This is a genomic window from Kitasatospora sp. NPDC088160 (assembly GCF_044741445.1).
GTDB lineage: Bacteria > Actinomycetota > Actinomycetes > Streptomycetales > Streptomycetaceae > Kitasatospora.
This window is the reverse complement of record NZ_JBIUSS010000006.1, coordinates 219,458-239,612: the sequence shown is the minus strand read 5'-3', so window position 1 is coordinate 239,612 and position 20,155 is coordinate 219,458. Positions and strand designations below refer to the sequence as shown.

22 protein-coding genes and 3 pseudogenes are annotated in these 20,155 nt (G+C 72.0%); 9 read left to right on the top strand and 16 right to left on the bottom strand.

Features of this window, described 5'->3' with window-relative positions:
* The 5 genes from ACIOGZ_RS11550 to ACIOGZ_RS11530 form a co-directional block, all read right to left on the bottom strand.
* The coding region (locus ACIOGZ_RS11550) for an ANTAR domain-containing protein (RefSeq protein WP_400985700.1) at nucleotides 1-864 on the bottom strand (864 nt) is incomplete at its 3' end.
* Nucleotides 861-1,097 (bottom strand): hypothetical protein, encoded by a 237-nt coding sequence (locus ACIOGZ_RS11545; RefSeq protein ID WP_400985698.1) that lies wholly within the window; start codon nucleotides 1,095-1,097, stop codon nucleotides 861-863. The genes ACIOGZ_RS11550 and ACIOGZ_RS11545, both read right to left, overlap by 4 nt.
* A gap of 197 nt (nucleotides 1,098-1,294) precedes the next feature.
* The gene (locus ACIOGZ_RS11540; protein WP_363584222.1) at nucleotides 1,295-1,657 is read right to left on the bottom strand and encodes an STAS domain-containing protein; all 363 of its coding nucleotides are present in this window, start codon (nucleotides 1,655-1,657) and stop codon (nucleotides 1,295-1,297) included.
* Nucleotides 1,658-1,706: 49 nt separating this feature from the next.
* Entirely contained in the window at nucleotides 1,707-1,853 is a 147-nt protein-coding gene (locus tag ACIOGZ_RS11535) for a hypothetical protein (RefSeq protein WP_400806672.1), read from the bottom strand.
* Nucleotides 1,854-1,957: 104 nt separating this feature from the next.
* Complete coding sequence (locus ACIOGZ_RS11530) at nucleotides 1,958-2,971, bottom strand: SigB/SigF/SigG family RNA polymerase sigma factor (protein ID WP_363584224.1); 1,014 nt, start codon at nucleotides 2,969-2,971, stop codon at nucleotides 1,958-1,960.
* A 284-nt stretch (nucleotides 2,972-3,255) separates the two neighbouring features.
* Here ACIOGZ_RS11530 and ACIOGZ_RS11525 point away from each other — a divergent pair, with 284 nt between their 5' ends.
* A complete protein-coding gene (locus tag ACIOGZ_RS11525) occupies nucleotides 3,256-3,579 on the top strand; it encodes a plasmid stabilization protein (RefSeq protein WP_363584226.1) in 324 nt (107 codons plus the stop codon).
* Nucleotides 3,580-3,589: 10 nt separating this feature from the next.
* The gene (locus ACIOGZ_RS11520) at nucleotides 3,590-3,874 is read left to right on the top strand and encodes a hypothetical protein (protein ID WP_363627680.1); all 285 of its coding nucleotides are present in this window, start codon (nucleotides 3,590-3,592) and stop codon (nucleotides 3,872-3,874) included.
* An 8-nt stretch (nucleotides 3,875-3,882) separates the two neighbouring features.
* On the opposite strand, the gene ACIOGZ_RS11515 is transcribed toward ACIOGZ_RS11520, so the two are convergent.
* Both ACIOGZ_RS11515 and ACIOGZ_RS11510 read right to left on the bottom strand, forming a co-directional pair.
* The gene (locus tag ACIOGZ_RS11515) at nucleotides 3,883-4,389 is read right to left on the bottom strand and encodes an ATP-binding protein (protein ID WP_363584230.1); all 507 of its coding nucleotides are present in this window, start codon (nucleotides 4,387-4,389) and stop codon (nucleotides 3,883-3,885) included.
* A gap of 12 nt (nucleotides 4,390-4,401) precedes the next feature.
* Nucleotides 4,402-4,983 (bottom strand): STAS domain-containing protein, encoded by a 582-nt coding sequence (locus tag ACIOGZ_RS11510; protein ID WP_400985696.1) that lies wholly within the window; start codon nucleotides 4,981-4,983, stop codon nucleotides 4,402-4,404.
* 413 nt (nucleotides 4,984-5,396) lie between these two features.
* Here ACIOGZ_RS11510 and ACIOGZ_RS11505 point away from each other — a divergent pair, with 413 nt between their 5' ends.
* From ACIOGZ_RS11505 to ACIOGZ_RS11490, 4 genes are all read left to right on the top strand, one after another.
* A complete protein-coding gene (locus tag ACIOGZ_RS11505; RefSeq protein ID WP_400985694.1) occupies nucleotides 5,397-6,539 on the top strand; it encodes an AI-2E family transporter in 1,143 nt (380 codons plus the stop codon).
* A gap of 139 nt (nucleotides 6,540-6,678) precedes the next feature.
* On the top strand, nucleotides 6,679-7,191 hold the full coding sequence (locus ACIOGZ_RS11500) for a protein phosphatase (RefSeq protein ID WP_363625665.1): 513 nt from the start codon (nucleotides 6,679-6,681) through the stop codon (nucleotides 7,189-7,191).
* Between the two features lie 165 nt (nucleotides 7,192-7,356).
* Nucleotides 7,357-7,887 (top strand): hypothetical protein, encoded by a 531-nt coding sequence (locus ACIOGZ_RS11495; RefSeq protein WP_400985693.1) that lies wholly within the window; start codon nucleotides 7,357-7,359, stop codon nucleotides 7,885-7,887.
* A gap of 232 nt (nucleotides 7,888-8,119) precedes the next feature.
* Nucleotides 8,120-8,845 (top strand): dienelactone hydrolase family protein, encoded by a 726-nt coding sequence (locus ACIOGZ_RS11490; protein WP_363584238.1) that lies wholly within the window; start codon nucleotides 8,120-8,122, stop codon nucleotides 8,843-8,845.
* Nucleotides 8,846-9,306: 461 nt separating this feature from the next.
* On the opposite strand, the gene ACIOGZ_RS11485 is transcribed toward ACIOGZ_RS11490, so the two are convergent.
* From ACIOGZ_RS11485 to ACIOGZ_RS11470, 4 genes and pseudogenes are all read right to left on the bottom strand, one after another.
* On the bottom strand, nucleotides 9,307-9,918 hold the full coding sequence (locus tag ACIOGZ_RS11485) for a cysteine hydrolase (protein ID WP_400985691.1): 612 nt from the start codon (nucleotides 9,916-9,918) through the stop codon (nucleotides 9,307-9,309).
* A gap of 25 nt (nucleotides 9,919-9,943) precedes the next feature.
* Complete coding sequence (locus tag ACIOGZ_RS11480) at nucleotides 9,944-11,389, bottom strand: NF041680 family putative transposase (protein ID WP_400985689.1); 1,446 nt, start codon at nucleotides 11,387-11,389, stop codon at nucleotides 9,944-9,946.
* A gap of 625 nt (nucleotides 11,390-12,014) precedes the next feature.
* A complete protein-coding gene (locus ACIOGZ_RS11475; protein ID WP_400985687.1) occupies nucleotides 12,015-12,353 on the bottom strand; it encodes a hypothetical protein in 339 nt (112 codons plus the stop codon).
* Between the two features lie 343 nt (nucleotides 12,354-12,696).
* A pseudogene (locus ACIOGZ_RS11470) lies at nucleotides 12,697-13,098 on the bottom strand (transposase); the annotation flags it as partial.
* A 158-nt stretch (nucleotides 13,099-13,256) separates the two neighbouring features.
* On the opposite strand from ACIOGZ_RS11470, the gene ACIOGZ_RS11465 reads away from it, so the two are divergent.
* Nucleotides 13,257-13,781, top strand: coding sequence for a hypothetical protein (locus ACIOGZ_RS11465; protein ID WP_400985686.1), 525 nt, complete (start codon nucleotides 13,257-13,259; stop codon nucleotides 13,779-13,781).
* A gap of 10 nt (nucleotides 13,782-13,791) precedes the next feature.
* Here ACIOGZ_RS11465 and ACIOGZ_RS11460 read toward each other — a convergent pair whose 3' ends face one another.
* Complete coding sequence (locus ACIOGZ_RS11460; RefSeq protein ID WP_363584775.1) at nucleotides 13,792-14,190, bottom strand: hypothetical protein; 399 nt, start codon at nucleotides 14,188-14,190, stop codon at nucleotides 13,792-13,794.
* 238 nt (nucleotides 14,191-14,428) lie between these two features.
* Nucleotides 14,429-14,830: pseudogene (locus ACIOGZ_RS11455) on the bottom strand (transposase); the annotation flags it as partial.
* Nucleotides 14,831-15,179: 349 nt separating this feature from the next.
* Between ACIOGZ_RS11455 and ACIOGZ_RS11450 the strand changes: the two are divergent.
* Nucleotides 15,180-16,439, top strand: a complete 1,260-nt coding sequence (locus ACIOGZ_RS11450; RefSeq protein ID WP_400985684.1) for an IS110 family transposase — start codon at nucleotides 15,180-15,182, stop codon at nucleotides 16,437-16,439.
* A gap of 20 nt (nucleotides 16,440-16,459) precedes the next feature.
* Here the strand turns inward: ACIOGZ_RS11450 and ACIOGZ_RS11445 are convergent.
* The 3 genes and pseudogenes from ACIOGZ_RS11445 to ACIOGZ_RS11435 form a co-directional block, all read right to left on the bottom strand.
* A pseudogene (locus ACIOGZ_RS11445) lies at nucleotides 16,460-16,858 on the bottom strand (transposase); the annotation flags it as partial.
* A 65-nt stretch (nucleotides 16,859-16,923) separates the two neighbouring features.
* Complete coding sequence (locus tag ACIOGZ_RS11440; RefSeq protein WP_363629849.1) at nucleotides 16,924-17,352, bottom strand: RacP protein; 429 nt, start codon at nucleotides 17,350-17,352, stop codon at nucleotides 16,924-16,926.
* Nucleotides 17,353-17,355: 3 nt separating this feature from the next.
* Nucleotides 17,356-18,468 carry a DUF6192 family protein gene (locus tag ACIOGZ_RS11435; RefSeq protein WP_363584769.1) on the bottom strand — a complete coding sequence of 371 codons (1,113 nt, stop codon included), beginning with the start codon at nucleotides 18,466-18,468 and terminating at the stop codon, nucleotides 17,356-17,358.
* A 702-nt stretch (nucleotides 18,469-19,170) separates the two neighbouring features.
* Here ACIOGZ_RS11435 and ACIOGZ_RS11430 point away from each other — a divergent pair.
* Nucleotides 19,171-20,106 carry a LysR family transcriptional regulator gene (locus tag ACIOGZ_RS11430; RefSeq protein WP_400985683.1) on the top strand — a complete coding sequence of 312 codons (936 nt, stop codon included), beginning with the start codon at nucleotides 19,171-19,173 and terminating at the stop codon, nucleotides 20,104-20,106.
* The last annotated feature ends 49 nt before the right edge of the window (nucleotides 20,107-20,155 follow it).

The window sequence follows — 20,155 nt, the reverse complement described above, 5'->3', positions numbered from 1 at the left end:
ACCGGGAGCGGGAGCGGGAGCGGGAGCGGGAGCGGGAGCGGGAGCGGGAGCGGGAGCGGGAGCGGGAGCGGGAGCGGGAGCGGGAGCGGGAGCGGGAGCGGGAGTGCGGACGTCGGCCAGGAGGGTCGCGCAGAGGTCGGCGAGGGCGTGGAGCCGGCGGCGTTGGGGCCCGCCGAGCGCGGGGGCGGGGCCGGGTGCGGGCCACAGGACCTCCAGCGCGCCCCGGCGGCGGCCCGCGTCGATCAGCGGGAGGACGGCCCGGGCCGAGCCGGCTCCCACCGACGGGCCTGCGGCCTCCGGATCGCCGGGCCACAGCTCCACGCCGCCGACCACGACGTGCTGGGCCGGGGTGGGGACGCCGGGTGGCACCCGGCTCCAGGCGTCGGCCTCGGCGGCGGGCAGCCCGGCGTGCGCGGCGAGGGCGAGCACACCGCCCGGCAGCCGCAGCCACAGCGCGACGGCGTGCGCGCCGAGCGCGTCCGCCGTCTGCTCCAGGACGGCTTCGGCGGCGCCTTGCAGATCGGGGACGGCGGCCAGAGCGGGCGTCACGGGGTCGGGCGACGCAGGGTCGGCTGTGCCCGCGAGCGGTCCGGGTGCCTGCCCGGGTGCCTGCCCGGACACCCCGGCGATGTCGGCGGCCAGGGCCGCCACGGGCACGGCGGCCTCCCGGGCGAGCCCGGCGAGGCAGGCGGCGGCTTCGGCGGGAAGCAGGCCGAGGCGTTCGGCCAGGATCCCGGTGGCCAGGTCGACGACGGCGCGGGCGCGGGCGTCGGCTTGCACCCGGGCGGCGGCGCTCTGGAGCCGGCGCACGGTCTCGGCGAGGGCCCGGGCCGTGGTGTCCGAGGGCTCGTGCCCGGCGGTCATGGCGTGTCCAGCCAGTACTGCATCCGGCCGAGCAGGTGGCGGGTGTCGACGGGTTCGGTGACGTGGTCGTCGGCGCCGCCGGCGAGGCTCGTCGCGATCTCCCCGAGCATGCCGGGCTGCTCGGGCGCGAGCCGGGTGGCGAAGTCCCCGTCGCGCACGGTGGTCAGCCCGGCGAGCAGGTGCCGCGGGGCCTGCTCGGCCGGGTCGGCGTCGGGTGCCGACCGCTCGTCCATCCGTTCCACCGCCCGGGTCCGCCGCACGGCCGGGGTGCCCGACCGGACGTCCCGACCCCGGGGCGGCGGGCCGCCGCCCTGTTTCCACTGTGCCACCGGAGGGCGGCAGGCAGGACAGGTGTCGGTCCGGCGGGCCGGGGCCCGGGGCCCGGGGCCGGGGCCCGCGCCCGTGCGGCCCGGGGCGGCAGGCCGCGCGTTCACTCCGGTGGCACGTCCCGCAGCGCGAAGACCTCGACGGCCCCGGTCAGTTCGAGCATCCGCAGGACCAGCGGGCGGGGGCGGGCCAGTTCGATCCGGCTGCCCTCGGCGGCCGCGCGGGCGTGGGCCCGGAGCATCGAGTTGAGCCCCGTGGAGTCGCAGAACTCCAGGTCGGCGCAGTCGAGCACGATGACGGTGAGGGGCGCGGCCAGGGCCGCGTCGAGGGCCGTGTGCAGGGCGCCGACCGAGTCGAGGTCGAGTTCGCCGTACAGCGCGAGGACGGTGCCGCCGGCCCACGGCCGGGCCCGTGCGGTGAACCCGCCCGGCCCCGGGGCACGGCCGGTCGGTGGTCGGCGGGTCATGGTGTCGGCTCCTTCCGTCACCGGCCGGCCGGTCGGTTCACGCCGTGCGCTACGCATCCGCTCGGGCGGGTGCGAGGCGCAGCCCGTGGCCGGGGGCGCCGTCCGCGCCGGGGGTGACGGTGCCGCCCGCCGGATCGCGGGTGCCGTCGAAGAGCGGCCGCTCGATCCGGACGTGGTCGGAAACCTTCGGGGACACGGTGTTCCTCCTTCGTCACGCTTCATCACGCTTCGTCCAGGACGCCCCCCCCGCAGCGCGGCTATCCGCTGCGGGGGGCCGGAAACGCCCGGGAGGGAAAGAAATCAGCGTGGCGCCTCGGGTTCGGCGGCTCCCTGGTCGGTCATTCCGCCGTCGTCCGCTCTCCCGTCCTCCGCTCCCCCGTCCTCCGCTCCCCTGGGTTCGGCCGGACCTGCGGGTTCGTCCGCCCAGCCGGGGGCGTCGCGGTCCTCCAGCTGCTCGCGCAGGCTGGTGAGGGTGGCGGTGAGCAGGCGGGAGACGTGCATCTGGGAGACGCCGATGCGCTCGGCGATCTGGGACTGGGTCCAGCCGTCCCAGAAGCGCAGCTTGAGCACCGTCTGATCGCGGCACGACAGCCGGGCGAGCAGGGGGCGCACGGCGGTGCGGAAATCCGCGAGTTCGATGCCGGGGTCACAGGCCCCCATGCGGTCCAGCATGGCGCTGCCGCTCTCGTCGAGGTCCTGCTCGCGCGCAGCGTCCAGCGAGTCGGGCCGGTAGACGCGGCCTGCGACTAAGCCCTCGGCGGCCTGCTCGACGGTGATGTGGAGGTCCTCGGCGATCTCGTCGGGGTGCGGGAGGCGGCCGAGTTCCTGCTCCAGCCGGTCGGATCCGCGGGCGACGGTCAGGTACAGCTCCTGCATGCCGCGCGGGACCCGGACCGGCCAGGAGGTGTCACGGAAGAAGCGCTTGATCTCACCGGCGATGGTGGGGATGGCGTAGGTGACGAACTCGACGCCGCGGTGCGGGTCGTAGCCGTCGACCGCCTTGATCAGGCCGATCGTGCCGACCTGGAGGATATCGTCCATGTCCTCGGCGCGGTGGCGGAAGCGGGCGGCGATGAAGCGCACCAGCGGCATGTTGAGTTCGATGATCGTGCCGCGCACGTAGCTGTACGCATGCGTTTCGCGGGCGAGTGCGGCCAGGCGCTCGAACAGCGCGTCGCTGAGTTCGCGTGCCTCGTACTTGCCCATCGCGCGCAGTTGCGCGTCCGTCGGGCGGGGTGGCACGTCGGGCGGAAGGCCGGACGGCGGGGCGGCCGTCCGGTCGGTGGGGCGACCGGTTTCCAGCGTGGTGGACACGGTGGCTCTCTCCTGGGGCATCGGGGCGAACGCCCGGCGCCGCGAGCGGCTCGCGCCGAACGCGACGGGGCTGCTTTTCCGGAGGACCTGGGCCCGGTGTCGTCGGGCGACGGTCCCGGTGGCACCCGGTGAGGGTGCGGACGCGACTGGCTGCGATCCACGGCCGCGTCATGCGTTCTCTACCCGACACACGACTTCCGATTCATGTTTTGGGCGGTTTATTACCTTGCCTACGGGTACACGCGCTCGGGCAACGCCCTGCCGTCACGAAAAGGAGCGCCGCCATGCCCCGAGGATCCAGCCCCAAACGGGAGCGCCAGTACGAGCACATCAAGGAGAGCGCGCTCGACCGGGGCGAGACCGAGAAGCGGGCCGAGGAGATCGCCGCCCGCACGGTGAACAAGGAACGCGCCCGGCACGGCGAGTCGAAGACCGCGAGCCGCAGTTCGCTCCACGACATCTCCTCCGGCCGCCGCGGCGGGCAGCGCTCGCACACGGGGGCCCGGGGCCCGACCTACGACCAGCTCTACAACGAAGCCAGGCAGCGCGGCGTCAAGGGCCGTTCGAAGATGAACAAGCGCGAGCTGTCGCACGCGCTGGGCCGTTGAGGAGGGCGTCATGACGACCACGCCGGTCAGAACCACCATGCCGGTCAGAACCACCACGCCGGTCAGGATGACCATGCCGCTGATGACGACCACGCCGGTGATGATGACCGTCCCGGCTCCCCCCGGCCCGGACACCGAGCCGGTCCCCCACCCGAACCCCGCCCCGAAGCCGGGCGAGGACCCCGACCCGGCACCGCCGCCGATCCCGCCCTTCCCCACTCCCGACCCGTTCCCGGGCCCCGGTTCCGACCCCGATCCGGCACCGCCGCCCCAGCCGCACCCCGGTCAGGCCTGAGACCCCGCTCAGCCCTGGAGGGCGCCAGGGTCCACCGGGGACGCGACCTCCAGCCAGACCAGCTTCCCCTCGCCCTCGGGCAGGCAGCCCCAGTCGCGCGCCAGCCGGTCCACCACCCGCAGGCCGTGGCCGCCGGGACGGCCCGGGTCCGCGAACGGGCGCAGCCGCGGCGCGGCCGGGCTGGCGTCCGAGACCTCCACCCGCAGCCGCTCGCCGTCCCAGCCCAGCCGCAGCTCCCGGGGGCCGCCGGGCGCGTGCAGGCACGCATTGGTGACCAGCTCCGACACCATCAGCAGGACGTCCTCCGCCGCCGCCAGCCGCCCGGCATCCGGCGCGGGCAGCCAGTGCCAGGCGAGCAGCGCCGCACGGCTGAAGTCCCGGGACCGCTGGACCGCGCTCTCACTGCCGACCAGCACGAGCCGCCTGGTCCGGTCGGAGCCACTCGGCCGCCGGCCGGAAGCCGTCGCCCTCCGGCCGGAGTCCTTCGGCAACGCTCCCTCCCCGGGGCTCTTCATGCCGGGTTCTCCTCACTCCACGTCGTCGCAGCCGCGCTGCGGCGGGTCCGCGGTCTTCAGAGCGGCGTCGAGGTCGGGGTGGATGCGCAGCGCCGTGTCGGCTTCCGTGATCGCGAACAGCCTCGCCACCACGGGCCCCGGACCGGCGAGTCCCAGCCGCAGGCCGGCCGCCTCGGCGTCCAGGCGTGAGCGCAGCAGCAGGTTCAGCCCGGTGGAGTCGCAGAACCGCAGGCCGGTGAGGTCGACGACGATCCGTTCCTCGCCCCCGGCCACCGGACGGGACAGCGCCGTCCACAGACCGTTCGCGCTGCCGTGGTCCAGTTCACCTCCGAGGGAGACCACCCGCGCGCGGCCCTCCCGGCGCACCGCGACGCGCAGGCCGCCGACTTGCTGCTCCCCCTCACCCCCGCCGGGCTGCTCGGCCGGCCGTGACACGGCGGGCTCCCGGTCCGTTCGCGGCGGAGTCCTGCCGTCCCGGCCGCCGTCCCGCGCGGCGGTTCGGGTCGCGCGGACGGCCCGGGCCGGACGGACCGCCGCCCCGGGCAGGGCCGCCGGCCCGGGCAGGGCCGGGCTCACCACCCGCTCCTCATCCATGCCCCGCGTGTGCCCGCAGCCACGGTGGCTACACGTGTGCCGGCGTTCTCCACCGTCGGGCACGTCGGCCTGTTCCTGACCGCCGCGGCGGTGTACGTGGCGGGCCACGCAGCGCGCTGCTGGTCGCGCTCACGGCGCAGCTGTGGACGCGAGCGTTTCCGGCCCGCCGACCGCTTCTGGCCCGTCGATCGTTTCCGGACCCTCGATCGTTTCCGGACCCTCGGCCGTTTCCGGACCCTCTCCCGTTTCCGGCCCGTCGGCCCGGGTAGCCGCGCGACGCCGGACGAAGCCGGCAGACGCCAGGGAGGCCGCCCGTGCGAGTGAACGGCGCGAGACCGGCCCGGCGGCGCCACCCGACCCGGGTGGTCCTGCCCCGGGCGCGCCCCGTCGTGTCCGACGGGTCCGGAGGCCGCGTGCCGGCCGGGCTGCGGACCGCCGCCGGGTACACCTGGCGGCTGCTCCTGCTCGGGGTGGCCGCCTACCTGGCCGTCTCCGTCCTCGGCCGGCTCCAGTTGCCGGTCATCGCCGTGTTCCTGGCGCTGGTCATCACCTCGGTCCTGCGGCCGCTCGTCGACCTGCTGGCACGGGCGCTGCCCCGCTCGATCGCCGTCCTGCTGGTCCTCGTGTGCGCCATCGTGGTCGTGGGCGGCGTTCTCGCCCTGGTGGGGACGACCGTCGTCGGCGAGTGGGGCCGGCTGGGCACCGAACTGCGCGGCGGCCTCGGGCGGATCGACCGCCTGCTCACCGGCGCCCCCTTCCACCTGCGGGCCGGCACCGTCACCGACCTGCGCGCGAAGCTCGGCGAGTTCGTCACCGCCCACCGCTCGGCGCTGCTCAGCACCGCGCTCAGCGGGGCGAGCCGGGTCGTCGAAATGCTCACCGGGCTGGCGCTCGCGGTGTTCTGCTCGGTGTTCTTCCTCCACTCCGGCGACCGGATGTGGTGCTGGGCGCAGCACCAGCTCCCGGCCCGGTCACGATCTGCCTGGGACCGCGCGGGGCACGCCGCGTGGCGCACCTTCGCCGGCTACACCCGGGGTGTGCTGATCGTGGCGGCGACCAACGCGGTGCTGGTCGGCGTCGCGCTGGCCGTCCTACGGGTGCCGCTCGTGCTGCCACTGATCATGCTGGAGTTCGTCGCGGCGCTCGTCCCGCTGATCGGCTCCCCCATCGCGCTGGCCGTCGCCGCGCTGGTCGCCCTGGCGGCCCGCGGCCCGGTGGTCGCGCTGCTGGTGCTCGGGCTGATCGTGGTCATCGGCCAGATCGAGGGCCATCTGCTGCACCCGCTGGTCATGGGCTGGTCCGTCCGGATCCACCCGGTGGCGGTCGCGCTGTCGGTGATCGGCGGCGCCGTGCTGGCCGGTGTCCTCGGCGCGGTGGTCGCGGTGCCGGTGGTGTCGGTCGCCTGGGCGGTGATCTGCGAACTCCGCGACCACGGCCCACCACCCCGCCCGGGCCCACGAACCAGCCCCCCGACGGCACACCACGGGCAGCCGCACCGCCAACGCGACGAACGCCGACCCCCGCACCGACCCGCCCCCGGCCGCGGCACCCAGTGACCGGCCGGACCTCACGACACCTTCGCCACCTCGCCACCTCGGCACCGCCTGCGTCTACGGGGCCGCCGTCAGCGCATCGGAATGGGCAGGGAACGCATCCGTCCGACCGTGTCGTTGGTCCACCCGGAGAGGAGCGCCCATGAAGACGCGCCAGAAGGACCGCGATGCCCCCGAACCGCAGGCGCCGTGGAACGAGGTCAGGCCGCAGCTATGGCTGGGCGGACACTTCTGGGCCGGCCCTGAAGGCGAGGCGCAGACCGCCGTTGTCGGTCGCGAATTCGACCTGGTCATCAGTCTGTTCACCCGAGCAGGCCACGGGCCGAGCCCCGGAGTCGACCATCTGATCAGTGAAATCCCCGACAGCCCACTGACTGCCGAGCAGCTCCACTCGGTCCGACAGCTGGCCGTCACTGCCGCTGCGGCCGTACGGAACGACCGAACCGTTCTCGTGCGTTGCCACTCCGGCTACAACCGCTCAGGCCTCGTCGTCGCTCAGACCCTGATCGAGCTGGGCCACGACGCCGTCACCGCCATCGCCCTCATCCGGCAGAAGCGATCGCCCTGGGCCCTGAACAACCGGACCTTCGAGCAGTACCTCAACACAGGACTGGACGTCGCCTACCTCCTGGCCGGACTCGAAGCCCGCACCTGACCAGCGCCGAAGGGTCGGATCTGCGCCGGAATTTCGCGCGGCCCGTTCCCTTCCGGGCCGGGCGTCGTTGAGCAGGTGATTGGTGTGATCCGGCCCGGACGGTCCGCGCATTGCCAGGTGACCCGCCCAGGGCTCGACCCGTTGGCATGACGAGGGAGACTGACGATGAAGCTGAGTGTTCGACGCGGACTGCTGGCGGCGGCCGCCACGGTCGGCCTGATCCTGGCGGCGGCCGCGCCGCAGGCCACGGCGGCCGGCCCGCAGCACCCCGTCTCCCCGACCCGTACCGAGCAGGCGGTCGGGCAGCGGGTGGCGCCGGGGGACCCGGTCCGCGACGGGAGCCCGGACTCCGCGGTCGACCGGGTCGCCGACTTCTACGGCGCCTACATCGACGCCGTCTCCGACGGCACCGACAACCTGTCGGACGGCCTGCGCGCCCACTACCTCACGGAGGACTTCCAGCAGCGACTGGCCGCCTGGGAGCAGGCCAACCACGCCGACGGCGTCCTCCGCGCCCAGGACGTGCCCACCCACTGGGAGGTGCGGTACCACGACTCCGGAGCCGGCCACCTGTTCACCACCGTCACGCTCACCTGGGGCACCGGCCCCAACGCCACGCACACCGAGCTGGCCGTGCAGAGCGACCTGAGCACCAAGCTCATCTCGGACATCGAGGACGCCCCGGCCGGATACTGACACGAGCCTGGAGCGGATGACGGAGCGGACGGTGCAAGCGCGGGCGGCCGACGACGTCGCGTGAGACGAACCCGCCGATCCGCCTCCCGCCGACCGCCGTCCGTGGTGGGACCGGCCCCCGAGCCCGGTCCCACCACTGGCATCGCCGCATCATCCGAGGCACACCCGCGCCGTTCTGCCGCCGGCGAAAAACCGGCCCGCCCGGGCTCGACGCTCACTACAGTCCGGTCCCATGACGACGGTTACCACGCACACGGTCGAGTACCCGGCCGACGGCCTCACGATGATCGGGCACCTCGCGCTCCCGGCCGGTACCGGCCGCCGACCCGCGGTCCTGGTCGGGCCCGAGGGGCCCGGGCTCAACGACTTCCAGCGCCGCCGGGCCGACGCCCTCGCCGAACTCGGCTACGTGGCAATGGCCTTCGACATCAACGGCGGGCGCTGGTTCACCGACCCGCAGGAGATGCTGGCGCACGTCACTCCCCTGCTCGCCGACCCCGACCGGATGCGGGGCATCGGCCACGCGGCGCTCGACGTGCTGCGCGCCGAACCGCGGACCGACCCCGACCGGATCGCCGCCATCGGCTACGGCACCGGCGGCGCGATCGCACTGGAACTCGGGCGCGACGGCGTCGACCTGCGGGCGATCGGGACGGTCAACGCCCTGACCACGGGCCGACCCGGCGAGGCGGCGCGCATCCGCTGCCCGGTGTGGGCCGGGGTCGGATCGGAAGACCCGATCATGCCGCCCGCACAACGGGACGCGTTCGCCGCCGAGATGCAGGCCGCGGGCGTCGACTGGCGCCTCGTGGTCTACGGCGGCGCCTTGCACGCCTTCCACCACCCGACGGTCGGCCACACCGTGCTCCCCGGCGTCGGCCACCACCCCCGGCACGCTCAGCGCGCCTGGCGCGACATCGTCGGCCTGCTCACCGAGTGCCTGCCCGTAACGGAGTGACCCGGCCGTACCGGAGCGACCCGGTCGGCGGACCCGACCTGCCCGGCGAGTCAAGCGTCGGGCTCTGCGATCTGACGCACCATGTGATCGCCCTCGAACCAGCGGCTCAACAGCTGGTGAACCGGGTCCGGACTCCCCGCCCGGTCTCCACGGCCCCAGCCCCAGCCGGCTCCCTGGGCGGGCCGCGTGCCGCCGGTCATCGCCGCCAAACGGATCAGCGCCGTCTCGGCAGCGCTCGCGTCCTCCTTCCCGAGGGCCCACATGAACACCTGCGGATCCGCGGCGGCCGCCGGGACCGGGGAGAGCCCGCAGCCGGCCGAGTACCACGACCCTCGGGCACGGGGGCACGGTGGAAGTGTGCTCGCCGGGCGCGCGCGGTGTCCGGCTGACACCGCTCCCGTCTCCGGCTCGGCGGCTCGGCGGTTCGGCGGTTCGGCGGTTCGGCGGTTCGGCGGTTCGAGTCAGTCGGCCCGGAGCAGGGTGCGCAGCTCGGCGGTGTCGATGATGTGGGCCCGCGAGGGGAGGACCTTCTGGAGCAGGACGTCATGGACTTCGGTGTCCGGGTCGGCGACGCCGTCGGACAGGACGTAGAGCCGGTAGTCGCGGTCGGCCGCGTCGAGGACGGTGGACAGGACGACGCCGCTGGTGCTGATGCCGGAGACGACCAGCGTGGTGATGCCGCGCTCGCGCAGCTGCCGGTCGAGGTCGGTGGTGGACATGCCGCCGTAGCGGGTCTTGCGCACGACGAGGTCGCCGTCCCGGGGGGCCAGGCGCTCGTGGACGGCCGTGGCAGGGTCCTCGTGGTGCATGACGCGGTGTCGGGCCAGCGGGGCGAAGGACTTGTTGGTGGCCGGGATCGCGTCCCAGTCGGCCTCGGTGAAGCCGACGCGCACGTAGGCGACGGTGGCGCCGCTGGTGCGGACGTCGGCGATCGCCGCTTCCACACGGTCGAGCAGGGCTTCCCGGCCCCCGCCCTCGGGCAGAACGGCCAGGATCGCGGGCTGGCAGTCCAGGACGAGCAGAGCGGTGTGCTCGGGGTCAAGCGCGGGGGCAGACGCAGGGGCAGTACTCACGCGAGTTCTCTCCTTAGCTTGGAATTTATCCTCGTCGGGCTTGGTGTTCCTTGATCGATTCGGCGCGTTTGACCGTCTTTCCGACGTCGTGACGCGTGGCCCGCTGCTTGTTCTTCGAGCCGGGCGGCCGTCCGGGGCCCGGCTTGGACGGTTTCGGTGCTGTCGCGGGGCGAGCGATGGTCGGGCGGATGTTGCGAAACCCCCGCCGCACCCGGGCGGGGGTGAGACGGCGGGGCTCGGCGGGCCGTTCCCAGGGGCGGCGGAGGTCCTCGGCCAGCGGCCGGGCCAGACGGAGTTGGGTGTGGGCGGCGATGATGAGCCAGGTCCACAGGTCAGCGCTGTCGGCGTGGCGGATCTTCGGGGCGGTCCAGCCGAGCGTCTGCTTCATGAGTCTGAAGGTGTGTTCCAGGTCGAATCCGCGCAGGAACGACTGCCACCAGCGGTCCACGTCCGCGCCGGTGGCGGCGGTGGCCGAGCACCACAGCCAGACCGGTTTCGGATCCCGGTCGCCCGGCAAGCGATCGACCTTCAGTCGCACCAATGTCCCGTGCAGGATCGGCAGTTCTTCCTTTGCGTGGTCCAGCCAGGGGCCGCGATGGGTGAGCCTGGGGTGCATCCGGTCCCACGCGACCGCCTCCGCGGTGCCGTAACGGGTGGTGTCCGTGACCGTGGTGACCTCGGGCTGATGCCAGCTCTCGGGCTTCGCGAAGGTGAGGACGCCGCCGTGTCGACGCGGGCGCCCGCCCCTCGGGGTGGAGCGTGTGGGGCCTGCGTCTCGGAGCATGACGCGGTCCGAGCGCAAGCGTCCGACCAGCACGACCGGAAGGTCCACGAGAGCGTGCGAGAGGTAGGCGACGTCGTAGCCGGAGTCCATCATGATCAGGATCTCCGGGTCGGCTGGCTGCCAGTGTCCGGCCTGTGTCAACCGCTCTACGACATCGCGTAGTTGGGCGGCGGTGACGGCGGTCGCGTCGTCGGCCGGCCCGAGGCGCACGGCGTCCAGCAGCGCGACCCAGGAGGTACGGCCTGTTTCCAGGGCGGCGACGAAGGAGTACGGCCAGCCGGGAACGAGCTGGTCCGTTTTGCGGTCGCCACGTCCGTAGACGTGACAGAAGAGCCGGTCGTCGCTGGTGGGGGCGTCGGGGCGGAGCCAGTTGCTCACGTCGACGGCCAGCACGATCCGGCCGTCGGCCGCCTTCGGCAGCGGCAGGCCGGCCAGCATGCGACGCAGCCGGGCCGGCTCCAGCCAGCCCCGGTCCAGCGCGGCATACAGGGCGCCATGCCCCCGACGGTGCTCGGCCGTGAGCGACAGCTCGACGAGGGTCTTCACCGGCCCGTCCGTGCACAGCACCGCATCGGTGAGCTCGAAGAGTGAGTCCGCGCGGGCGTAGAGGCATTCGTAGAACTCAACCCGAAAGCGGGACAGGAGAGCCAATGCCTGGCATGCGGGCGGGTCGAGGGGGAGACTCATGGGCAGCGGCCGTTCTCTCGTGCTTCGTGACTCGACATCTCGAAGCGTGGAGAACGGCCGTCTCCACTGTCCCGGGAAGAACCGCAGATCAGCAGGTCGAGTGACCGCCGAGGTTAAACAACAAGCTTAGAGCCTGTTTTCATTCATCCGGGCGGCATCTGCCCAGGTCAGGAATCGAACAGGGATGATCTCAGGTGCCGTCGGCGACCTGGAGCGGGGTGGGGAGGAGGAACAACCGGCCTGTGGTGGCGGACTGGAAGTCGAGGACGCTGGTGAACGGGCCGGTGATCAGCGGCAGAGTGCGGTGCGCGCGGACCGTACGGCTCCACTCGCGGGTGGTGGCGATATCGCCGTCGAACCAAGTCAGGCGGCCACCGGGCCGGCGGATGGTCAGCCAGGGGGGGCGGTCCGGGTACTGGTTGAAGTCTGTGATCGTGTGACCTGGGCCCTGGGCCCTGGGCCCTGGACATCGAAGCTCGGCGAGGACGCGAAGTCGGCAGCAGCCGGCCCCAGCGGCGGCCCATCGACGGAGGGCTGGCGCTGGGGCCGATGGCCTGAGCACCCTAACCCGATTGCTCACCGGTCCAGGGGAGGCCAAGGCAGAACATGCCAGGGCGGGGCCGGGTCAGCTGTTGCCACCGCTGTTGCCACCGCCGTTGTTGCCACCGCCGTTGTTGCCACCGCCGTTGTTGCCACCGCCATTGTTGCCACCGCCATTGTTGCCACCGCCACCACCAGTGGGGGGAGGCGAGAGCAGGCTGAGCAGGTTGCCCAGAACGCTGGGGGCGTAGACGTACGTGTTGCCGCAGTTGTTGGAGAATCCTGCGTCGTCGCCGACGACGCAGGCGATTCCGGAGTTTCCGCCGTGCCCGTGATCGCCGCCTGAGCTGGCGACAGCCCAACCCGCGTTCGTGAGCACGAGACCGGTGACAGCGGCCGCGACGACCGCCATTTTCTTGATCACAATTTCTCCTCAGTGTGAGACTTTGTGTCATAGTCCCGGGGAATACGCTTGCTATCGCTCAGTGCGGACGCCTCTTTGCGCGTTTTGCGATGATTTCACTCCTTAAGCCCAAAAAATCAACTGGCCTTGACCATCAGGAAAGTGAGGCGACGAATCACATCACCCGCCGGGTGTTTGCTTCAGCGCGGCGAATCCTCTGACAGGCCGCCCGGGGCCGTGGGAGAGTGAGGCGCCGGCCGGTGACTCGGGTTCTTCCCGGCCGCGTTCCCGACGGGGAACTTGAGAATGATCAGTGCCCGATCGGGGCGCGGGGATTGGGCTGGCCGGCCCTGCGGGACTGTCTTTGCGTGATGCGCCTGGTCATGAGGGTGATCGCGGCCCAAGTGATCAACGACTCGGAGTGCTGGATCAGCCGTTCGTAGTCCCTGGCGTGCTGGCGGGCGTGCATGATCCAGGCGATCGACCGCTCCACCACCCAACGGCGCTTGATCACGACGAAGCCCTTCACGCCCTTCGGCCGGCCGACGGTCTTGAGGGTCAGGTTCAGGTACTTCTTCGCCCAGCCGCCCAGCTTCGGGCCCGCGTAGCCGGAGTCGGCCCAGACGATCGTGATCTCCGGATGCATCAGCCGCAGCCGGAACAGCACTTCCTTCGCCGCGTCGCGGTCGGTCATGTCGGCCGGGGTGACCATGACGAACAGCGGCAGGCCGTGGGTGTCCACGACCAGGTGGCGCTTGCGGCCGTTATCTTGAGCCAGCACTTCCGTGTTCTTCATGTGTGTGAAGTCGCTGAGTACCTGTTTCTGAGGGTGTGCGAAGCGTTCGGCTGGGCCGGGAATCGAACGGGTGGTGTCTCGGGCGTGGGTCCGCGCGCTCGCGCTGCTGACCGGGGAGGCTGGGCCGGGTGAGCGTCGAGAGCGAGTTCCCGGTGAGCGCCGAGCAGGTCTATGCGGCCCTGGTCGCGCTGGGGGACGAGCCCGTACTCGATCCTGAACTGTGGCCGCAGGGTCCGGAGGAGGGAAACCGCCGGCGGCTGCTCGGCGTGCTGCTGGCCAGGGTCGAACTGGAGGTCACCGCCGCGACGAGGCTGGGGGTCGACCAGGACCAGGCCGAGGTGCTGCTCGGGTGGATGGACCAGGCCGGCCCCGGCTCTGCGGTGTCGACCAACGCGCTGATCAACCGGTTGCAGCGCACTGGCGTGCAGCTCATGGGCCTTGACCAGGACGAGACGCCCCCGGGCCGGATGGCGTCGGCGATGGCGATCGCCGTCGCGGTGGACGCGCTCGGCGCCCACCTCCACTTCGAGGCCGGCGACGTGGACAGGGTCCGCCGGGGTCTCGGCCGGACGGAGGCGGCCCTCATCGAGATCCTGCGGAGCATTCACGACCTGCGGGCGGAGATCGGCGACGCGGAAGAGGAACCCGACTGAACCGAGACGGTCAGGTGCCGGCCGCGGGCCGGACCGGCGTGGTGAGGAGCAGAAGGCGGCCGGCCGCGGCGACGGGCCGGAAATCGAAGACGCTGGTGAACGGGCCGGAGATCAGCAGCAGCGCGCCGTGGACGTGGACGCGGTTTCGCCACTCCCGGGTGGCGGCGATCTCGCCGTCGAACCAGGTCAGGCCGCACGGGCGACGAACGGTCAGCCGGTAGCCGTCCAGGACGGTGGACCAGGCGCACTGCTGACCGGTGGTGAGGGCGGGGACGTCGTCGTGCGGGGCCCAGCCGTCTTCGGCGAGCAGGGGACGACCGGGGGCTGCGGGGACCACCAGGGCCGGACGGCGGTCGGGCATCAGCTCGGGCCAGGGCCGGCCTAAGCCGGTGCTGCTGATGATCTCCATGCGTGGCCCTTCCCCCAAGTCCGCCCGTTCACCCTGCTCGTCGGATGGATCACATCATCGGGCAGGAAGCGGCCCCGGTGTCGGCGAACCGGCTGACCGGCGCCGGGAGGTCGTGGGAGAGTAGGGGTCGGCCGGTTCTTCCGGCGGCTCCGGGTGGCGATCGGTTGGCCGACTCCGAGAACGATCAGTCCCGCTGGGCCTCGCGGGACGCCGGCTGGCCCGAGCGCCTGGACTGCCGCTTGGTGATGCGCCTGGTCATCAGGGTGATCGCGGCCCAGGTGATCAGCGACTCGGAGTGCTGGACGAGGCGTTCGTAGTCGCGGGCGTGCCGGCGGGCGTGCATCACCCAGGCGTGCGAGCGTTCGACCACCCAACGGCGCGGCAGGACCACGAACCCCTTCGCGTCCTTGGGCCGGCTCACCGTCTTGATGGTGAGGTTCAGGTACTTCTTCGCCCAGCCGACCAGCTGCCCGGCGTAGGCGGAGTCGGCCCAGACGATCGTGATCTCCGGGTGCATCAGCCGCAGCCGGAACAGCACCTCCTTCGCGGCGTCGCGGTCGGTCATGTCGGCGGGGGTGACCATCACGAACAGCGGCAGGCCCTTCGTGTCCACCACCAGGTGCCGCTTCCTGCCGTTGATCTAATGGGCGGCAGGTGGCACGACTGGAGCCCGCTCGTCGCCGGCCGCCGGCGTCAGCACAACGTCCTCCGTTGATCCGGGCCCGTGAGCCCTCAAAGAAGACTGACGTGTGCTGACGCTCGCCGCTGACGACGAGCACCATCCCCTTGATGACCGATGATGATCATGGTTCAAGCCTCCTGCGGGGACCACCTCTTACGTGATCGGGAGCCACCAGCTCCGTTCGAGACTGAGGGCCCCGCAGGTCGCTGGGGTCATGAACGGCTAATCGGATGTCGGGCCAATGAGCCCTTCCATTAGAGAGACGCATGCCCTGCACGGCTTTGATCAGCTAAAACGCAGGAAGCAGATGAGAGAACTGGAGCAAGAGAGAGTGTTCTGCGGCATCGACTGGGCCAGCGGCCACCACGACATAGCCATCGTGGACGAATCGGGCGCGCTGAAGGCCCGGGCCCGCATCGACGACAGCGTCGAAGGCATGACCGAGCTTCTCCAGGTGCTCGCCGAACACGGCGACACGGCGGAGAACCCGATCCCGGTGGCCATCGAGACCTCGCACGGCCTCCTGGTCGCCGCGCTGCGGGCGACAGGCCGCCCCGTGTACGCGATCAACCCCATGGCCGCGGCACGCTACCGCGAGCGCCGGACCGTCGCGCGCAAGAAGTCGGACCACCTGGACGCCTTGGTGTTGGCGAACATTCTCCGCACCGACGCCGACGCCCACCGGCAGCTGCCCGCGGACAGCGAGCTCGTCCAGGCCGTCGCCGTGCTCGCCCGTGCCCAGCAGAACGCGGTCTGGGACCGCACCCAGGCCGGCAACAAGCTGACGTCGCACCTGCGCGAGTACTTCCCCGGCTTCTTGGCGGCCGTGGGCCACCGACGCGAAGGGATCTTCCACCCGATCGCCCGCGTCCTCCTCGCCGCGGCACCGACCCCGGCGAAGGCATCCAAGCTCACCCGCGCCCAGCTGCGGGCCCTGCTGAAGAAGGCCGGCCGCAAGAACACGATCGACGCCGAGGCCGAGCGTCTCCACGCCGCACTCCGATCGCCGCAGATGCGCCAACTCCCTTTGGTTGAACAGGCTATGGGCCGGCAGGCCCTCGCGCTCCTGCGTCAATTGGATGCCGCCTGCACCAGCGCCGAGGACCTTGCCGAAGCCGCCACCGAGGCCTTCGAGGAGCACCCCGACGCGGAGATCATCACCAGCTTCCCCGGCCTCGGTCCCCTCAGCGGCGCCCGCGTCCTGGCCGAGATCGGCGACGACCGCTCCCGCTTCGCCAACGCCAGGGGCATGAAGGCCTACGCGGGTGCGGCCCCGATCACCAGGGCCTCCGGCAGGAGCACGGTGGTCATGGCCCGCAGGGTCAAGAACCAGCGGCTGGCCGGGGTCGGCTACATGTGGGCCTTCTCGGCGATGGCCCACTCAACCGGCGCCAGGGCCCACTACGACCGCCGCCGCGAAGCCGGCGACCGGCACACCGCCGCCCAACGCAACCTCTTCAGCCGCATGATCGGCTGCCTCCACCATTGCCTCACCCGGCGCACGCACTTCAGCGAGGACATCGCCTTCCCCACGCCACGAGAAGTCCACCTGTCCCTGGCGGCTTGACGATTTTCCGCATCGGATGTCTTCTTCGCCGCGTCGTAGCCCCGGCTGTCCTTGCCGACCGTCTCGGCGGCCTTCACCGACTGCGAGTCGATGATCGTGGCGACCGCGCCCGGCGCCCGGCCCATGTCCCGGCGGACCCGGGCGCGGAGCTGGTCACGGATCTGGCCGATCACCCCGGCCGCCGCCCAGCGCGCCATGAAGCCGAAAACCGTGCGCCAGGGCGGGAAGTCCTTCGGCAGCGCGCGCCACTTGCAGCCCGTGTCCACGACGTACCGAATCGCGTCCACGATCTCCCGACGCGGGTGCTTCTCCGGCCGCCCGCCGGCCTTCGTCTCGCAGGCCGGAACCGGCAGAAGCGCCTCGATCAGCGCCCACTCGTCGTCGAAGGTGTCCGACGGGTAGCAGCGACGCCGGGCCAACCTCGTTCCCTCCCCTCAAGACGAAGGCCCTGGTCCGGCCGGCTCCGCCGGCCGGACCAGGGCGGTCAGGCATCGCTGTAGTCCGCGATCATTTCGAGCGTGGACTCCACCGAGCTGATCTGGGTGTTCAGGTGCTTCACCCACCGGCCCTTGGGCTGGAGGGCGAAGTGCGGGGCGACAACACCGGTGATGAACCGGCGGAACTCGGTGAGCTTCTCGCGGATCACCGCGGCCTCGTATGCCTGCAACTCGACCGGGTCGGAGCAGAACCGGTAGCCGTCCGCCCTCGTCCAGATCAGCGGCGGCCAGCCCCGTTCGGCGATGGTGTCGCGCAGGCAGGCCAGCCCCGCCCGGGCCTGACCCGCGCTGAGCGAGGAGGCCCGGCCGAGCTGGTCGAAGGTCAGCCCGGCGGGACGGGCCTCGAAGAGGACCTTGCGAACGGTGTCGGCGTGCCGCTCGGCCGCCGCCGACCTGCGCCGGGAGGCGCGGGGCATCGCCTACTCACCCTGGAGCAGGCGGGCCAGCTCGCCGTCCATGTCGACCTTCCCGGTGTCGACCGCCGTCTCGATCCAGTCCAGCGTCGCCCTCACGCGCGCGCAGTTCTCCCGGATCACCGACTGCTCGTCGTCGCCGAGCTGCCGGTCGCGCAGGCCCGGGACGACCCGCCCGGCCGCGGCGACGAACGCGTGGCAGGCCGTCACCAGGTCCAGGAACTCCACCGACCGGTCGATCTTGCGGATCACCGGCGCGATCGGGCTGTTCTCCTCGAAGTGCTCGCGGGCCTGCCGCCCCCGCTCGACCTGGGCGTGGTTGACCTGGTGGCGGGCGGTGTCGTCGGCCATCGCCCGGGCCGCGACGTCCGGGCGCCGCAGCAGCCCGGTGGTCACCTCCGCCGCGACGTGGTCCTCGCGGGTCAGCTCCTCGACTACCCTCACCTTCTCCGCCGGGGCGACCCGGGCGACCACCGCCGGCCGGTGCAGGAACTTGGGGGCGACCGCCGCGGCGACCTCGTCGTCGCGGGTCAGCTCCTCCACCACCCGGACCTTGTCCTCCGGCTTGACCTGCGCGACCACGCCCGGACGCCGCAGCAGGTCGCCGGTCACCACCGCGGCGACCTCCTCGTCCTGGGCGAGGGTGTGGATCGCGCTGACCTTCTCCTGCGGGGTCACCGGAACATCGACCTGCCGGCCGACCCTGCGCTTGGCGTCGTCCGCCGTCCACCTTCCCCGGGGCTGCGGTGGGTTGAGGATCGCCTCGAACCGCTCCCGCTCGTCCGCGATCCCCGCCAGGACCTCGTGGACCGTGAAGGAGACGCCGGCCTGCCGGCGGTCCTTGGGCCACCGCGAAGAGGTCCACCTCGCCCGCCTGACCTGCGAGTAGGTCAGGCCGACGTCGTCGGCCACCCGGGCCAGCGACTTCTTGACGGAGAACATCTCGTCGCTGTGCTCCTGGCCGCCGACCTCGCGCATCGGCTCGATCTCCAGCGCGTAGTCGCCGATCGTGAACTGCGCGCGGGTGGTCGTCTCGACCAGCTTCCGCAGCTCGGCGACGATCTCCTGGTATCGGTCGGCGCTGACGCAGCCGACCTTCTCCGCTATCTCCTGAGCCATGTGGAATCTCACCACCAACTCGCGGACCAGGCACGGCAGTTGGCCGTGACGGGACCGGTCCGCTTCCGTGCAGCAGAGTCCGGCCCGGAATGTGGTGATCACAACAACTAGCCTGCGGATGAACGAAGTTGAGCGAATCGTGACCGTTTCGGCGTTCGCTCAACGGTCACTGTGACCGTTCGCCGAACGGTTCGTTCCGAGACCGCCAGGCCCTCATCACGCACCGCCGCGAGCAGTACCGGGCGTTCGAACGCCGATCCACCCCGGCCACCCACCACGCGTCGCACTCCGGGCACTCCACCCGGCCGGCCCCGCTCAGCTCGGCCGCCACCCGCTTCCGCAGCCGCTGGTCCACCCGCCACTGCCTGGCACGACACGCCGTCGAGCAGAAACGCGTACCGGGCCGCGACTCCGGCCTCAGCCGTACGTCGCAGCCTCGCACCACCGCTCACCAACCGGCCCGCTGTCCTCGGACACCAGCCCAGGCTAGGGCTCCAGGCTACCCGGATCGGGGGTTCAGACACAGGTACTTACCTTGGCGGCACCCGGTCGGCGCGGGAGACGATTCGGCGGACCGACGGCCATCCCCCTCCGCACAACCGATCAGCGATCGGAAGCATCAAAGCGCGCCTCATCCTCAAGGATCAAACAACCACAGGACCGCCAAGCCACAACCACCAGTTGTACCTATAGAGTGCCGCCATGGACCTCGACGCCGTTCGGACCTTCGTCGCCGCCGCCGACGCCGGGCAGTTCCAGGAGGCCGCCGCCGAGCTGGCCGTCACCCAGCAGGCCGTCTCCAAGCGCATCGCCGCGCTGGAACGCAACCTCGGCGTGCGGTTGTTCACCCGCACCGCACGCGGGGCCGAGCTCACCATCGACGGGCAGGCCTTCCTGCCCCACGCGCGCGAGCTGCTGCGCGCCGCCGAGCGCGCGGTCGAGTCCGTGCGCCCCGGCCGCCGTCCGCTGCGCGTCGACGTGATCAACCTTCGTGGCTCGGCGTCGGGCCTGATGCGCGGCTTCCACCGCGCGCACCCCGAGATCGATCTCGACGTGATGATGCTGTTCGAGATCGAGACGGCCGTCAACGCCATCCGCTCCGGTGCGATCGACGCGTCCTTCCGCGCCGTCGTCGCGCCCGGCCGGCCCCTTCCCGAGGACATCGAGTCCGTCCGGGTGATCGACGAACCGCTCCAGCTCCTCACCGGTCCCGCCCACGCGCTGGCGGGCGCCCGGTCGGTGACCGTCGCCCAGCTCGCCGGGCACCGGATCTGGATGCCCGGCATCGTCCCCGATACCGAGTGGGGCGCCTACTACGACGACCTCGTCGCCGAGTTCGGCCTCACCATCGAGGCGACCGGCCCCAACTTCGGCTCCGACGCGCTCCTCGACACCATCGCCGACACTCCGGCCCTGGCCACCTTCATGGGCGAGCACACCCGCCTCGTCTGGCCCGCCGACCACGGCCTGCGCCGCATCCCGGTGACCGACCCGACGCCCGTCTACCCGCACTCACTCCTCTGGCACCGCGACAACCCCCACCCAGCACTGGCCACCCTCCGCGCCCACCTCGCCGCCACCACGACCGGCCACGAAGCCCCCGGCACCTGGACACCGGACTGGGTCCTTCCACGCTGAACGCCACCGCGCGCCCGCAATCAGCTTGGTCCTCGGCCTCCGGCCTGGG

Excerpts from the sequence above, each read along its gene's own strand:
- ACIOGZ_RS11545 (WP_400985698.1), bottom strand. The coding sequence starts at position 1,097 with ATGGACGAGCGGTCGGCACCCGACGCCGACCCGGCCGAGCAGGCCCCG.
- ACIOGZ_RS11540 (WP_363584222.1), bottom strand. The coding sequence starts at position 1,657 with ATGACCCGCCGACCACCGACCGGCCGTGCCCCGGGGCCGGGCGGGTTC.
- ACIOGZ_RS11525 (WP_363584226.1), top strand. The coding sequence starts at position 3,256 with ATGCCCCGAGGATCCAGCCCCAAACGGGAGCGCCAGTACGAGCACATC.
- ACIOGZ_RS11520 (WP_363627680.1), top strand. The coding sequence starts at position 3,590 with ATGACGACCACGCCGGTCAGAACCACCATGCCGGTCAGAACCACCACG.
- ACIOGZ_RS11515 (WP_363584230.1), bottom strand. The coding sequence starts at position 4,389 with ATGAAGAGCCCCGGGGAGGGAGCGTTGCCGAAGGACTCCGGCCGGAGG.
- ACIOGZ_RS11510 (WP_400985696.1), bottom strand. The coding sequence starts at position 4,983 with ATGGATGAGGAGCGGGTGGTGAGCCCGGCCCTGCCCGGGCCGGCGGCC.
- ACIOGZ_RS11500 (WP_363625665.1), top strand. The coding sequence starts at position 6,679 with ATGAAGACGCGCCAGAAGGACCGCGATGCCCCCGAACCGCAGGCGCCG.
- ACIOGZ_RS11495 (WP_400985693.1), top strand. The coding sequence starts at position 7,357 with ATGAAGCTGAGTGTTCGACGCGGACTGCTGGCGGCGGCCGCCACGGTC.
- ACIOGZ_RS11490 (WP_363584238.1), top strand. The coding sequence starts at position 8,120 with ATGACGACGGTTACCACGCACACGGTCGAGTACCCGGCCGACGGCCTC.
- ACIOGZ_RS11480 (WP_400985689.1), bottom strand. The coding sequence starts at position 11,389 with ATGAGTCTCCCCCTCGACCCGCCCGCATGCCAGGCATTGGCTCTCCTG.
- ACIOGZ_RS11460 (WP_363584775.1), bottom strand. The coding sequence starts at position 14,190 with ATGGAGATCATCAGCAGCACCGGCTTAGGCCGGCCCTGGCCCGAGCTG.
- ACIOGZ_RS11450 (WP_400985684.1), top strand. The coding sequence starts at position 15,180 with ATGAGAGAACTGGAGCAAGAGAGAGTGTTCTGCGGCATCGACTGGGCC.
- ACIOGZ_RS11440 (WP_363629849.1), bottom strand. The coding sequence starts at position 17,352 with ATGCCCCGCGCCTCCCGGCGCAGGTCGGCGGCGGCCGAGCGGCACGCC.
- ACIOGZ_RS11435 (WP_363584769.1), bottom strand. The coding sequence starts at position 18,468 with ATGGCTCAGGAGATAGCGGAGAAGGTCGGCTGCGTCAGCGCCGACCGA.
- ACIOGZ_RS11430 (WP_400985683.1), top strand. The coding sequence starts at position 19,171 with ATGGACCTCGACGCCGTTCGGACCTTCGTCGCCGCCGCCGACGCCGGG.